This window comes from Pseudomonas thivervalensis, assembly GCF_001269655.1.
Classification (GTDB): domain Bacteria; phylum Pseudomonadota; class Gammaproteobacteria; order Pseudomonadales; family Pseudomonadaceae; genus Aquipseudomonas; species Aquipseudomonas thivervalensis.
Genome location: NZ_LHVE01000007.1, coordinates 800,751 through 815,970 on the forward strand (window position 1 = coordinate 800,751; position 15,220 = coordinate 815,970).

Sequence of the window (15,220 nt, forward strand, 5' to 3'; positions counted from 1 at the left end):
ACAGCTCCTGGAAAAAAGAGGGGTTGTGCGGGCATCAGATGACGCCCTCTTCAACGGCGTCCGAGGAGGGCTGGCGCTCAAGGATCTGCGCCACCTCCGTCAAGGTTGCGGCGCCGAACAACTGGCCCATGGGCAGTTCAAGCCCCAGGCGGGTACGCAGCATTTCGAGAAAACGCGTGGCCAGGAGGCTGTCGCCACCGAGGCGGAAAAAGTTGTCGTGGCGCGACACGCTCGGCACGTTGAGCAATTGCTGCCAGAGTTCAGCGATCACTTGTTCGTCCGGGCGCAGCGGTTGGTCGTCCACCGCCGGGCGCGACTGGGCGGCGTCGGCCAAGGAGGCCTGCAGCGCCCGGCGATCGATCTTGCCGTTGCTGCTCAGGGGCAAGTGTTGCAGCACCAGGATTTGCTCCGGGCGCATGTACCCCGGCAGGCACTGCTCCAGATGTCGTGCCAAGACCTGTGCGTCGGTGCTGGCGGTGACGGCAGCCATCAACCGGTTGTCCGTGACCAGCGCCACGGCCCTGGTGACGCAGGGGTGACGGGCGAGGGCAGCCTCGATTTCGCCCAGTTCGATGCGATGGCCGCCAATCTTCACCTGGCTGTCGGCACGCCCGAGAAACTCAAGCAGGCCGTCGGGGTGGTAGCGACCCAGATCGCCAGTGCGGTACCAGCCGTCGATAAAGCGCTCGGCATTCAACTGTGGCGCGTGACGATAGCCCCGGGCGACGCCGGCGCCACCAATCCACAGCTCGCCGGTGACCCAATCCGGGCAGTCGCGGCCCAGGGCATCGACCACCCGATAGGCCTGGTTGGCCAGCGGTACGCCGTAGGGGATCGAGCGCCAATCCGGTAGCGCTTGCCGCACGGGGTAATGGTTCGACCAGATCGCCGCTTCGGTGGCGCCGCCCAGGGCGATAAAACGACAGTCTGGCGCCTGTTGCCGCAGGCGCTGGGGCAGGTCGAGGCCAATCCAGTCGCCCGACAGCAACGCCACGTTCAGGCCCAGTGGCTGGCGGTCGTGAGCGTTGGCTTCCAGCAGCATGTCCAGCAGCGCCGGGACGCTGTTCCACAGTGTCACACGGTGATGTTGCAACGCCTTGAGCCAGGCCCGGGCATCGCGGCGCTGGTCCTCTTCGATCAAGACCAGCGCACCGCCCACCGACAGCAGGCCGAACAGGTCGTACACCGACAGATCGAAATCCAGTGCGGACAGGGCCAGCGTGCGGTCGCTGGCGTCGATGCCATAGCAGCGGTTGACCTCGGCCACGGTGTTCATCGCTGCGCGGTGGGTGATTTCCACACCCTTGGGCTGGCCAGTGGAGCCGGAGGTGTAGATCACGTAGGCCAGCTCTGCGGCCGAGACGGCGAGCGGCGTCGACAGCGGTTCAGCCTCCAGCGCGTGGAGCGGATCGAGGTGCTTGACGCTCGGCAGTTGCGGGTCGTGCCCGGCCAGGATCAGCGTCACGCCGGCCTGTTGCAGGATGCGTTGGCAACGCTGTAGCGGTTGGTCGACACCGACCGGCAGGTACGCGGCACCCGCTGCCAGGATGCCCAGCACGCTGGCGATTTGTCCTGGGCCCTTGGCCAGGGACACCGCGACCAGGTCGCCCGGCACAACGCCGGCGTCCACCAGGCTGCCCGCAATGCGCAGCGCCTGCTCGGCCAGCTCGCCATAGCTGAGCGTGCCGTGCTCAGCCCACAACAACGCCGGGCGTTGTGGCGCTTGGCGTGCCTGTTCGAAGAAGCCTTGGTGCAACGTCGGGTCACCCGGCACGCTCGGGCCCGGGGCATTGAGCTGGGCGCGCAATTGCGCCTGGGCTTGGGGCAGCAGGTCGGGCGGTGGGTTGTCCCAGGTGTGCTCGGCCAGCCAGTTCAAGCTGTACAGGTAGGCGTCGAACATCACTTCGACCAAGCCTTCGGGAAACAGGCCGACCACGTAGTCCCAGTTCAAGGCGATGCCGCCGTTGGCTTCCACCACCTGATGGTCGAGCCAGACCTGCGGGGTTTGGGTCAGGCCATAGACCTGCCGGGCAAACGGCCCGTCCAGCGGCGCGGCCGTGCCATCCGGGACCCCGAGCGCACTGGTGAACACCACGGGCATGCTCACTTGTTGCTCGCCATTGCCCCGGGCCAGCTGCCGCAACAGGCTGACCGAGCCGAGGCACCGGTGCTCCAGTGCCTCGCCCAAGGTTCGCTGGGTACGCCGGGCGCGGTCGACCCAGCGCTCGCCGGGCAGCGGAACATAGCCGAGCAGCGTAAGGGAGGTGAAATCGCCCATGACCTGATCGATCTGGGGATGCAGCGCTCGACGATCGAACAGCGTGAGGTTGAGGCTGAGGTCGGGACGCGCACTCCAGCGGCCGAGGGTTTCGGCAAACGCGCAGAGCAGCAAGGCCGAGGCGGTGAGGCCATGCTGTTGAGCCTTGGCCAGGATCGCCCGCCAGGCTTGAGCGTCGATTTGCCCTTGCAGGCGTTCGAAGCGCGGTTGACCCAGGCTGGCAGGGTCGACCGCCAGTGGCAGTTGCGGATGCGGCGGCAACTCGGGCAGGCGTTCTTGCCAGAAGTGTTGCGCGGCTTGCAGCTCGGCCGCGTCCACGGCGGATTGCACTTGATAGTCGCGGAACGACAGTGCCAGGGGCGCCAGCGTCAACCCAGGGTCACGGTACAAGGCATCGAGCTCTGCGTAGAAACGCAGGATGCTCAGGGCATCAAGGATCAGGTTGTCCAGGCTGATGGCCAGCCGCGTGTGTCGACCATTGGCCACCGCCTGCACATCGAACAGCGGCCACTGGCCCGGATCGAACACCCGGTGGGCACAGTGTTCGCGCAAGTCGTCGAGGTTTGCGTAGCCCTGGCCGATTTTGAAGGACGGCAGCTGTTGCAGGGGCAGGATGCGCGCCTGGCCGCATTGATCGAACACCGCACGGAGCATTTCGTGGCGCTCGATCAAGCGATCCAGCGCGGTCTGCAGGCGCGGCAGGTCGAGATCCTCGACGTCGTATTCGCGATAGAAGTGGCAACTCACGCCACCCAGTACCAGACTCGGGTCGCGGCCCAGCCAATAAGCCTGTTGCACCTCGGTCATGGGGAAGGGCGCATGGCGTTGCGGCAGGTCGGGCACAATCATGTGCTGCGGTTCGGAATGGGCCTGTCGATGCAAATCGGCACAAAAATGCGCCAGCACCGGTTTGGCGAACACCTGGGCGATCCGCGCGCCTCCCAGCCCTTGCTCTGCAAGCAGGCGCACCAGGCGGGTGGCGCTCAGGGAATCACCGCCCAGGGCGAAGAAGTTGTGTTCACGGCAGACCTCAGCGCAGCCCAGCAACTGCTGCCAGGCATGCGCAACCAGGGTTTCGATGTCGCCGCAGGGAGGGGACAGGTTGGCCTGCACAGGGGCGCTGTTGGCTGCCAACCAGTCGGTCAATACCTTGCGATCCACCTTGCCGTTGCCGGTCAAGGGCAACTGCCCGCAGCCCAGGATCGTGCCGGGGATCATGTAGCTCGGCAGGCGCTCGGCCAGATGTTCGGCCAGGCCCGTTGGGTCCAGGCGTGTAGGCGTCGCGGGGCCGTTCGTCAGGCGCACCACCGCCGCCAATTGCTGGCCGGCCAGCAGCGCCACCGCCTGCTCGATACCGGGCCAGGCCAGCAAGGCGCTTTCGACTTCCCCGGCTTCGATGCGGTAGCCGTGCAGTTTGAGTTGGAAATCGGTGCGCCCGAGGAATTCGACGTTACCGTCGGGGTGATAACGCGCACTGTCGCCGGTGCGGTACCAGCGCAGGCCTTGGTAGTCGACAAAGCGTTCGGCGCTGCGCACCCGGTCGCCGCGATAACCCTCGGCAACACCGGCGCCGCCGATCCACAGTTCACCGGCCACCCAGTCGGGGCAGTCGTGGCCGTGCGGGTCGACGATGCGCAGGCGGACGTTGTCCAGTGGCGTGCCATAGGGCAGGCAGTGCCAGGACAAGGGTTGGCCGGGCAGCACTTCGAACAGGGTCGAGTGAATGGCGGTTTCGGTGGCACCGCCCAAGGCCATGAAACGACAGCCGGGCGTTTGGGCCCACAGCCGTGGCGCCAGGTCTGGAGCGACTTTGTCGCCGCCCAGCAACACCGCGCGCAGGGGCAGATGGGCACCGGCGGGGGCGCAGCCGAGCAACATGTCGAGCAACGCCGGCACGCAGTTGAGCACGCTGGCGCGATGCCGCAGGGCCAGTTCACGCCAGCGTCCGGCATCACGTTGCGCCTCGGGCTCGATACCGATCACCGCCGCCCCGGTCGACAACGCGGCAAACAGGTCGAACACCGACAGGTCGAACTCCAGCGCCGAGAGCGCGAGGATTCGGTCGTCGCTGTTCAGTTGCAAGCGCCGTTGCAGGTCTTCCAGGGTGTTGGCGGCGGCCAGATGGCTGATTTCCACGCCCTTGGGCTCACCCGTGGAGCCGGAGGTATAGAGAATATAGGCCAGGTCGCTGATCGCTCCGGGCCGGGGGGCGTCCAGCGCAGTGCTGGTGGCGGGCAGTTGCGTGAGCAATAAGCGTGCGCCCGACGAATCGCAGATTTTCTGGCAACGCGCCGTCGGTTGATCGACGCTGACAGGCAGGTACGTGGCGCTGCACGCCAGGATGCCCAGCACCGCGATCACCTGCTCGGGTCCCTTGGGCAGTTGCAGTGCCACCACGTCGCCGCGCCGCACGCCTTGGGCCTCCAGGTAGGCCGCCACTTGCAGGGCACGTTCGGCGAGTTCGCCGTAGTGGATGACGGGATGATCGCCAAACAACAAGGCGGGCAGGGTGGGCGTCAGGTGCGCCCGGGCAAAAAAGGCTTCGTGCAGGCGCTGTACCGGCAGGGGCGCTGCCTGCCCTTGGACGCCGTTACGCACCGCCAGTTGGCTGGCGGGGATCAGCGCTGGAGGCGACAGGTTCCAGGCCGAAGCTTCAAAACACAGGCGCTGCAACAGCCCGGTATACGCCTCGAACAAACCATCCAGTACACCGTCGGCGAACAACCCTTCACGGGCATCGAGATTGACCAGAATGCCGCCATCCAGCTCGGTGACCTGGGCGTCGAGCCACACTTGCGGGCCTTGGGAAATGATCCAGGCCGGCTGGCCGAAGCAGGCCTGCACGCCCTCGGCGAACAATTCCCCCAGCCCCAGGGCGCTGGTGTACACCACCGGCGCCAGAACCTGCTCACCCCGTTGCCGGGACAGTTCGCGCAGCACCTCCAGGCCGGAAAACGCGCTGTGTGCCGCATCGCTGTGGAAGCGCCGTTGCAGTGCCGTGGCGCGAGCAGCGAACGTGCCGCTGACGTGACCGTCCCAAGCCAGCAGGATCGATGAGGTGAAATCGCCAACCAGGCGGTCGACATCGGCATGCAGAGGCGTGCGGTTGAACAGCGGTAGGTTGAGCAGCAGCTCGGGCGCCTCGCACCAGGCACCGAGGGCTTCACAGAACACCGCCGCCAAGGCCATCGCCGGCGTCAGGCCGTGCTCCCGGGCGTGGCGCTCGAAGGCCTGGCGCTGGGACGGCGGCAGCCAATGGTGACGGCGCCGCACTTGGCGATCGTCGCCCTGGGGCTTGATGGGCAAGCGCGGGGCGCCGGGCAACTGATCCAGGCGCTGCAACCAATAATCCCGGGCTTGCTGATGAAGCGCACGTTGCTCGGGGCTGGCATGTTCATGGCGCAGGTCGGCCAGGTAACGGGCAAAGCTGTAGTCCAGCGCGGCCAAGGACTGTTGACGATACAGCTGCACCAGGTCGCCGAGCAGGGTGCGCAGGCTCAGGGCATCGGCGGCGAGCATGTCGAGGTTCAAGTGCAGGCGCGTGCCGTCGGGCAGCAATGACAACTGGATGTCCAGCACCTGACCGTGTTCAACGGCCAATTGGCGATGGGACAGCTCCGCGCGCAACGCCGCCAGCCGCTGCTGCTGTTGCTCGGCGCTGGCCTGGCGCAAGTCATGCACCTTTAACCCCGGCCAAGGGCTGCGGGCGAGGATCCGCTGGCGGCCGTCGTCGAGAAACTGCGCGCGCAACATGGGGTGGCGCGCCAGCAGCGCCCGCACGGCAGCGTCCAAGCGGATCGGGTCGACGTCGCGGCCATCGAATTCGTTATAGAAGTGCGCGGCTACACCGCCCAACTGCTGGCCCGGGGCGCGTCCGATCCAATAAGCGTGTTGCATCGGCGCCAGTTCGAAAGGCTGGCCGTCGTCCGCGGACGTGGTGACCGCAACCGGGGTTTGAGGCGCCACCTCGAGCAGGGCCAGCCAGGCTGACAGGCGCGGGTCGGCGATCAGGTCGGCAAAACGCGCGGCCAGGCCGTGGCGGCGCCATTGGCCAGCGAGGCGAATCAGGGTGACGGAATCCAGCCCCCATTCGATCAGGTTCGCCTCCAGGGGAATCTGGTCGGCGGGCAGGTCGAGGGCCTGGGACAGGGATTGGCGCAGCAGTGTCGCGGTTGAGGTGCTGGGAGTGGCCATGGCTCAACGTCTTCTCATTGCTAGGGCCCGGACCGGGGTTGGCCCAGGCGCTGGGGGCAGGCAGTTGCTTGAGGGAAGATGCTAGTCATTCTCATTTTGGCAACTACCCGGATCGAATCGTTTTTGCCCCGCATCCGCGTCTCGCTCACCGGTTGCAGCGCCGTGGTGGCTACGCACAACGCCGATCGCTCGCAGGATGCGGTTGGAAAATGACTTGAATCGGGTAGAGCCCGCCCCATGGCCTTGACTACCGTCGCTCGCCGCCCTCATGCAGGGCCTGTGTCCCTCTGATTGGAGTTGCGGATGTCTGTCGATTCGGGTTTACAAGTGCGCGGCCTGCGCAAGCGCTACAACAACGGCGTCGAAGCGCTGCGCGGCGTGGACCTGAATGTCGGCCCAGGGATGTATGGCTTGCTGGGGCCCAATGGCGCGGGCAAAAGCAGCTTGATGCGAACCCTGGCGACCCTGCAGCAACCCGACGCCGGCAGCATTCACCTGGACGGGACGGATGTGTTGGCCGATTCCGATCATTTACGCCGCCGCCTGGGTTATTTGCCGCAGCAATTGGGCGCGTACCCGGGCGTGAGCGCACGGGACTTGCTCGATCGTTTTGCCTGGCTCAAGGGCCGTACCGACAACCGCCAGCGCCGCGAGGAAATCGAGGGCCTGCTGGACAAGGTCAACCTCCAGCAGGCCGCCCATCGGGCGCTCGCCACCTATTCGGGTGGGATGTTGCGGCGGTTCGGCATCGCCATGGCGCTGGTGGGCTCGCCACGCTTGTTGATCGTCGATGAGCCCACGGCGGGCCTCGACCCGGCCGAGCGCAACCGTTTCCATCGGGTGCTGGCCGATGTTGCCGCCGAGTCCATCGTGTTGCTTTCGACCCATATCGTCGAAGACGTCGAAAACCTCTGCAGTCGTTTGGCGGTGCTGGCCGGTGGGCAGATCATTGTCGAAGGGAGCCCGGCGCAGTTGCTGGGCGCCGAGCAGGGCCGGTTGTGGGAAGCGTCCCTGGACCGTGGCGAGTCGCTGCCGGCTGCCTTGCATGTGGCCGCCAGCCCGCAGGGCAGCCGTGTCATCGTCCACGGCGAGCGTCCTGCCGATCCACGCTTCGTGCCCCATGCGCCGCGCCTGGAAGACATCTATTACCTGGCCCTGGCCCAGGCGGGTGAGGCGCTCGACGCATGAGTACCTTTGCTCTGCTGATGCGCGAGGCCTGGGTGGAAGTGCGCGCCGGTCTGCGCAGCGGCATTCCGTTGCTGGTGTTCCTTGGCCTGACCGGCTACCTGCTGATGGCCCTGACCAACGCCGACTATGTGCAGAAAATGGGCGCCAGCGATATCGCCCGCAATGCGCCGAGCCTGATTTACTTGATGTCGTGCGGCTGTATGTTTTTCCTGTTTTTTGCCTGGGCCTGGGTGTTTGCCCAACCGGCCCTGAGGGACCGCAAGGCGCAATTGGAAGAGGTGCTGTTGGCCTTGCCGCTGTCCCTGCCGGCGCTGTTGTGGGGACGTTTTATCGGTGCGGCATTGGTGGGTGGTTTGCTCGCCAGTTCATTGATCGTCGGTTTTCTCGTCAGCCCGGTGCTGGGCTGGCTCGACTGGGTGCCGGCGGCGAGCATCGGCGCGCCCATGTGGGCGGCGCTGGGGTTTGCCTGGGTCGCCTTGCTGTTGCCGGTGAGCACCGGGATCGGCGCGTTGTATTACCTGCTGGCCTTGCGCAGCCGAGGCCTGGCCGCACCGTTTGCCTTGGCGACGGTGCTCATGCTGCTGTGGATGTTCGCGGTGGTGGTGCTCAAGGGCGGGCACATCAACCCGCTGCTGGCCGCCAGCCTCGATCCGTCGCTGTTTACCTTTGCCCTGGCCCAGGTGGAAACCTGGAGCGCCGCGCAGAAATCCCAATCGCTGTTGGCATTGACCCCGGGGTTCTGGCTTAACCGGGCGCTGTGGTGTGGGTTGCCCTTGCTGCTGCTGGCCGTCGTTTTGGCCCGCACCAGTCGCCAGGGCTTGATGGGGCGCCGCAGCGGCGCTGTGCTGGCCGAGCCACCGATGTTGTTGGCCAGCCACGTGCGCTTGCCTGGCCCGTTGTCCGCCAGCCGCTGGTCGCGGGCCTTGTGGCGCGAGGTTCGCTGGCAGGTGCGGCAGTTGTTTGCCCGGCGCATCGGCTGGGTCGCCCTCGGGTTGCTGCTGGCCATGGGCATACTCAGTGGGTTTGTCCACATCGTGTGGCATGCGCGCGGACCGATGGTGCCGCGACCGGATCTGATCTTGCCGTTGTTATCGAGCGCGTCGTTCCTGGTGATCGCCTTCATTATCGCCGCGCTGGTGGGGCTGGTGTGCCGGCGCGACGACGTCGAAGGCTTGGGCGCAATGCTGCAGGCTACCCCGGCACCGGCGTGGCTGCGCTTGTTGGGACGGGTGGCCTGCGTGCTGGTGGCGACGCTGGTTCTGGCACTGGTGCCGGGCGTTGCCAGCCTGTTGATCAGCGCGCTGGACGCCCCCGACAATCTGGCGCCGGGCTTTGTGTTGATCTATCAGGCGCTGGTGTTCGCGCCGCCGCTGCTGGAACTGGCGATGCTCACGGTGCTGGTGCATGCGTTGATCCGTCGTTCCGGCCTGGCGTATGCGACATCGATGCTGCTGACGTTTTTCCTGGTGCTCAACCATGAATTGGGGCTGGTCAGTTATCCCGCCTACGCCATGGCGATTCCGGCCCACGTGGCCTTGTCGCAACTCACCGGCTGGGCGCCCTGGATGCCTTATCTCGCCACCTTGACCAGCTGGAAACTGGCCGGCTGCCTGGTGATGGTCGCGGTGGCGGCGTTGGCCTTGCCCCGTGGTCCGGAGCGACGCCGTCTGATCGATGTACGCCACAGCCTGCTGGGCTTGCCCGGTGCACTGCTGGTGTTGGGGGGCGTGGGTTTGCTCGGCAGCGGCGCGCTGTTGCATCGGCATCTGGTGGAGCAGGGCGATTACCAGTCGGTGGCCGAGGAACGGGCCGAGCGCGCCGAATGGGAACAGCGATGGCTGGCCGGGGCGGGCGCCTGGCAGGTGGCGGACGGGCGCTTGCACTTGCGCATCGACAGCGTTGCACGACGCGTTGAAGGTGAGTGGACGCTGGGAACCGTGATCGCCGCCAATGGGCGCCTGGACGCAGAACTGCCGCCGGGTTTGCACGTCACGGCGGTGAGCGTCATGGGGCGGCCGGTCCTTTTCGAACAGGCGGCGGGGCATTTGCGCGTGCCTTTGGCGGAGTGCGCGGCGAGCGGCTGCAGCGTGCAACTGAACTGGACGCTGGATGCCGCCGGCTGGCCATCCGAAGGTGAGGCATTCTGGCTGGGGCCGCGAGGCGTGTGGCTGCAAGCGCGCCGGGTGATCCCACGCCTGGGCCTGGACAGCGAGCGTTTGCTGCGCGCACCGGTACAACGTGCCGAAGCCGGTTTGCCGCCTGAGGTGCCGAGTCTACCGGCAGGGTCGGCGGTCGCCGTGGACGCGGTGGCACCGGCGGGGGCGTGGCAATGGCGGATCGAGGTCGATGACCAGGCGTTCAATGGTCACAGCGCGGGGCCACTGGACTTCGCCTATCACACGGCGGCGACACAAGACCTCGACGGCGTGCAAGTGCTCGCCGATGCCGGTCGCCAGCAAACCGCCCGTGAAGCGCGCGAAGACCTGGAAGCCATGTCCGCCTGTGTAGCCCGGCGCCTGGGCAGTCACCCGACCGTCGAGTCCCTGAGCCAGTGGCCGACCGGCATGGGTACCAGTCATTTGAGCCAGCATCATCTTGTGCTCAGCCAGACACCGGACTGGGACGTGGCGCAGGCAGGTGTCGGACGCTGGACGCGCCGCGCGCATATCGCCGAACGGCTAGCACGCAGAATGCTTACCGACGCCAGCGACCTGCGCCAGGCCCCGGGTTACCTGTGGCTGAGCCAGGGCGTGGCCGGCGCGATCGGCTTGCTGTGTGTCGGTGACGCCGACGGCGTTGAAGCCCGCTCGGTCTTGGTGAAATTGATGGCCGATGACTTGACCCGCGCCTTGAGCAATGACGGCGAGCCCGTCGGCACCTTGGCCACGGCCCGGGAACAGGGCTGGGTCGCGATGTACGCACCGCTGGCCAGCCTGGATTGGGTGGCCGGACAAAGCGCCGAGCAACTGACGGCAATGACCGCAAGCATCCGAAACGGCCAGGGATGGCCCACCGCGATCCAGCAGCTGCTGGGCGCGCCCTCCGATCAGGCGATCACCGCAGCGCTCAAGCGCTGGGGGCCTGCGCAATGAATTCGAACCATCCCTTTTGCCTGGAGTTTTTCCATGTCAGCACCGCTGTCGATCCAACCGCTGCGCCGTCCCTTCGGCTGGCGGGAGAATGTCTTGACCCAAACCCTGGCGCTGGCCTTGTCCAGCCAGATGTGCACGGCCTATGCCGCTGATTATCAACCTGCCACCAGCGCGGAGGTGATCGAACTGGCTCCGTTGATGGTCAATGCCCGATTGAACGAAGAAAGCGCCAAGGATATTCCCTTCGGGCTTACCGTGATCGACGGACAAACCCTCGAAACCCGACGCTTGCGCACCCTTGAAGACGCATTGCGGACCACGCCGGGCGTGGATGTGAATTCCTGGGGCGGTGCCAACGACGCCAATGTGCGCATTCGCGGTGTCGGTTCGCTGAACCAGATGAGCATGGACGACGGCTCGGTGGTGTTGAATGTGGACGGGGTGCCGATGTCGGTGCGCAACGCGGCGATGGCCACCCTCGACGTTGAACAGGTGGAGGTGCTCAAGGGGCCCCAGGGTACGCTGTTGGGTCGTAACAGCGAGGCGGGCGCGATCAACGTCACCACACGCAAGCCAACGCGCGACCTGGAAGGTTATGTGCGCGGCGAGGTTGGCAGCCTCGGCCAGTTCATGACCGAAGGCGCTGTCGGCGGGCCATTGACCGACTCCCTGGCGGGGCGCATTGCCGTGCGCCGCGCCGGCTTCGATAACTGGGTCGACGACCAGCAGGACGGCGACCCGTTGACCCAGCCGCGCGACCTGGCCCTGCGCGGCAGCTTGCTGTGGGACAACGATCAGGGCACGACCGGCCTGCTGACCGCCGAGCGCCAGCGCGCCGATCATTACGCCGGCCTGGAGATGCTGCGCCCGTTTGGCAGCCGTCCCAGCCTGGACTACACGCCTGGCACGTTCGATGGCAACCAGAAGACCAACGAGCGTTATTCCTTCGAACTCAATCATGACCTGGCGCAGGCGCGGATCACCTCGATCAGCGCTTACACCAGCACCGATTTCAACGCGGTCAAAGGTTATGACCGCAACATCACCGAGGCGCTGTACGGTTCACCGTTCGAATACCTGATCGAAGATTCTGCCCAGGAGCGCGTCTGGAGCCAGGACCTGCGCCTGGGCTCGCTGGCGGACGCCGATGTGTTCTGGGTGACCGGGGTAAACCTGTCGCGCTCCGAGCGCAGCTTCGATTCCGACAATTTCACCAACGGCGCACAACAGACGCGCGATTTCAGCACCAACAGCTATGCCGCCTACGGCGAGGTGACGTACCCGGTTGCCGAAGACTGGAAACTCACCACGGGCCTGCGCCACACCTGGGACCGCAAGACCTATGGGGCCGACTATTCCAGCGGCGGCGATACCGTCGGCGACAACCGCCGGTTGCAGGATAACTACAGCACCGGGCGCGTGGCGCTGAGCTACACATTGACGCCGCAGACGAACCTGTACGCGGTGCTGTCGCGAGGCTATAAATCCGCCGGTTTCAACGATTACGCCACCTCGGTCAAGGACAGCGAGCCCTACAAGGCCGCCAAGGTGAACGCCGTCGAAGTCGGCTTCAAGCATGAAAGCGCCGAGGGGGCCTTGAGCCTGGAGGGGGCGCTGTTCCTGACCCGCGTGCAGGACGATCACCTGCTGGGGTATGACTTCAATACCCTGGCGGTCAGCGCCGTGAATGCCGACACCCGCAGCAAGGGCGCCGAGCTGTCGAGTACGTGGCATGTCACCGATGAGCTGACAGTGGGCAGCGCCATCAGCTACACCAACGCGGTGGTGACCTCCGATGCACCAGGGGTTTCTGGCGGTGATGTCGCGGCGGGAAGTCGTGTGCCGGATGTGCCGCTGTGGAGCGGCAACTTCAGCGTCGCCTGGCAGAAAGAGCTGGGCGCGTTCCTCGGCTTGCCGGCGCCGCGCCTGAACACCTTGGTCAATTATCGCGTGCAGAAAAATCGCCCGGCCGACCCGCAGAATCACTACGACCTCAAGGGCTACGCCAAGCTGGACCTGCACCTGGGCCTGGAAAGTGACGGTTCGGAAGTCTACCTGTGGGGCGACAATCTGCTCGATGCGCGCTATGACTTGTATGGGTCGTATTCCAACGATCAGGTGCTGACCGGCATGCCGGGCCGAGGGCGCTCGGCCGGCGTGGGGTACAGTTATTCGTTCTGAATGCCCTTTGAATCAAAGGCAGGTTAGAACTGATAGGTGTAGCCAACCCCCAAGGTGCGCCGCCGTGCCGGCGCACCGTAGGCCACCGGGTCACTGTAGAAACCATAGGTGTCGTAGGTTTGGTTCAGCAGATTGTCGGCGAAGGCATAGACCTCCCCAAAGCGACTTTCCAGGCCTGCGCGCAGGTCGAGTTTCTCGTAGTTGTCCAGGTTGAAATGGTTCTGCGGATCGGCGGCGCGTTCGCCCACCAAGCGATAATTGAGGCTGGTGTTCAGGGTGGTTTCGCCCATGCTGGCGAAGGTGCCCAACGGGTGTCGCCAACTGATGTTGAAGTTGCCGCTCCAGCGCGGCACATCCGGGGTACGGTTGCCGGCTGCGATGTCACCGGCCTGGATGCCGTGGACGGCGCTGGTGATCTTGGCGTCGAGGTAGGTGGCGCTGGCGGCCAGGGTCAGGCCATGGTCGAAGTGCCAGGTGCCTTCCAGCTCGGCGCCGCGGGTGCGGGTATCGGCATTGAACGCATTGGTGGCGAAAGTTGCCGCGTTGTAGCCCAGCAGGTGGTCGTCGTGCACGCGGGTGTAGAACAACGCACCGTTCAAGCTGCCACGGCGATCCTCTGTTTCACTTTTGAAGCCCAGTTCAGCGGCCCGGCTGACGGCGGCCTTGTAGGGTTCGCTGTCGCTGACCTGCGAGGCATAGTCATTGAACCCCCCGGATTTATAACCCCGCGCCAGTTGCACGTAGACGTTGGTTTGCGGGGTGAGCGCGTAGCTCAGGGCCACGCGGCCGGTGCCGTAATGGTCAGTCAGCTTGCGTGAATCGTCTACGGCGCTGGCGCCATTGATGTATTGGCCGTCGTAGGTCTTGCGATCCCAGGAATGGCGATAGCCCGTGGTGAGTTTCAGGCGCTCGGTGAGCGGGAAGGTGACTTCGCCGTAGCCGGCATACGTGGTCGTGGTGAAATCGCGGAACCTGGCGCTGTCGGTACCATAGGTGTTGCGCGGGGTGTCGTAGCTGCGTTCGTTGCGGCTGGCGGCAAGGCCGGCGATCCAGAACGTGTCGGCGTCGGGCAGGGAGCTCAAGTGCAGGTCCTGGCTCCAACTGCGCTCGAAGGATGTGTCCACCACCCAGTACTCGCTGGGCGTGCCATACAGGGCGCCCATCAATTTGCTGTCGTAGGCGATCAACCCCTCGAAGTCAGCGGTGGACGTGGCGGTCGTCGAGGTCAGGCGACTGTTGGCGAAATCATGATCGACCTTGACCGTATAGCGCTCGGTGATCTTGTCATTGTCGTCGAACAGGCCGGGCGTCAGGTCCAGGCTGGGGTCACTGCCATAGGGGCGCAGCACCAGCGAGTTGGTAGCGCGCTCGGTTTTCTGACGTTCGGCACTGAACAATACCTGTGTCTCATCGTTGAGGTCCCAGAGCAGGCTGGCGCGATAAGCCTCGTTGCGCGGTTCGGTGATGGGGTCGTTGGTCCGGTCGTTGTCGATCCAGCTGTCATAGCCGGCACGGCGCACCGCCAGGCGACCGCTGAGACTGTCGCTGATCGGCCCGCCGATGGCCCCTTCGCTGAGAAACTGGCCCTCCTGGCCGACTTCGCCGCGCACATAGCCTTCCAGTTCGCGGGTCGGCTGACGGGTGGTGATATTCACCGCGCCCGCTTGGCCAATCGCCCCGGACATCGTGCCCTGGGGCCCCTTGAGCACTTCGATGCGGTCGATATCCAGGGTGCCGAAGCCGAGGCTGCGCGATGCTACCGGCACACCATCGATGTTGAACGCCACCGAGCTGTCATCCATCGACATCTGGTACAGCGAACCGACGCCACGGATCAACACGTTGAAGTCATTGGGGCCGCCAGATGAATTGACATTGACCCCGGACGTATTGCGCAGGGCGCTTTCCAGCGTGTCGAGGCGCTGGGTACGCAGTTGCTCGCCGCTGATCACGCTAAGGCTGATGGGCAGGCTCTTGGGATCCTCCTGCTCCATGCGCGCGGTCACGGTAGAGACGGGTAATTCAAAGACCTCGCCAGTGGCGGCAAGGGCCGGACTGGCCAGTGTCCAAGTCAACACTATTGTTATAGTATTACACTTGTAGCTAGATCGAGGGGCAGTCGTCGTGTTGCGTCGTGCAGACATAAGGGGACCTTGACTGAGGGTTCTGAGCGGTGCGCGTGACCGTCGGCAGTAACGGATTGGCGCAGCGTGTGCGACGCGCCAGATGCTAATAATTATCAATTGCATAACTCTACCCCGATGTGATCTGATTCGAGCCGTATCCG

At 65.3% G+C, this 15,220-nt stretch carries 5 protein-coding genes; 3 read left to right on the plus strand and 2 right to left on the minus strand.

From position 1 onward, the window contains the following. Positions 1-34 precede the first annotated feature (34 nt). Positions 35-6,472 carry a non-ribosomal peptide synthetase gene (locus AD659_RS11285; RefSeq protein ID WP_053121167.1) on the minus strand — a complete coding sequence of 2,146 codons (6,438 nt, stop codon included), beginning with the start codon at positions 6,470-6,472 and terminating at the stop codon, positions 35-37. Between the two features lie 303 nt (positions 6,473-6,775). Here AD659_RS11285 and AD659_RS11290 point away from each other — a divergent pair, with 303 nt between their 5' ends. The 3 genes from AD659_RS11290 to AD659_RS11300 are packed head-to-tail and all read left to right on the plus strand — an operon-like array spanning position 6,776 to position 12,933. Then, positions 6,776-7,660 carry an ABC transporter ATP-binding protein gene (locus AD659_RS11290; RefSeq protein WP_053121169.1) on the plus strand — a complete coding sequence of 295 codons (885 nt, stop codon included), beginning with the start codon at positions 6,776-6,778 and terminating at the stop codon, positions 7,658-7,660. Next, positions 7,657-10,752, plus strand: coding sequence for a hypothetical protein (locus AD659_RS11295; RefSeq protein WP_053121171.1), 3,096 nt, complete (start codon positions 7,657-7,659; stop codon positions 10,750-10,752). The genes AD659_RS11290 and AD659_RS11295 overlap by 4 nt, the downstream gene beginning before the upstream one ends. Before the next feature lie 33 nt (positions 10,753-10,785). Beyond that, positions 10,786-12,933 carry a TonB-dependent receptor gene (locus tag AD659_RS11300; protein WP_053121173.1) on the plus strand — a complete coding sequence of 716 codons (2,148 nt, stop codon included), beginning with the start codon at positions 10,786-10,788 and terminating at the stop codon, positions 12,931-12,933. Positions 12,934-12,956: 23 nt separating this feature from the next. Here AD659_RS11300 and AD659_RS11305 read toward each other — a convergent pair whose 3' ends face one another. Then, on the minus strand, positions 12,957-15,011 hold the full coding sequence (locus AD659_RS11305; protein ID WP_231987685.1) for a TonB-dependent receptor: 2,055 nt from the start codon (positions 15,009-15,011) through the stop codon (positions 12,957-12,959). Positions 15,012-15,220: the final 209 nt, after the last annotated feature.

Excerpts from the sequence above, each read along its gene's own strand:
- AD659_RS11285 (WP_053121167.1), bottom strand. The coding sequence starts at position 6,472 with ATGGCCACTCCCAGCACCTCAACCGCGACACTGCTGCGCCAATCCCTG.
- AD659_RS11300 (WP_053121173.1), top strand. The coding sequence starts at position 10,786 with ATGTCAGCACCGCTGTCGATCCAACCGCTGCGCCGTCCCTTCGGCTGG.
- AD659_RS11290 (WP_053121169.1), top strand. The coding sequence starts at position 6,776 with ATGTCTGTCGATTCGGGTTTACAAGTGCGCGGCCTGCGCAAGCGCTAC.
- AD659_RS11295 (WP_053121171.1), top strand. The coding sequence starts at position 7,657 with ATGAGTACCTTTGCTCTGCTGATGCGCGAGGCCTGGGTGGAAGTGCGC.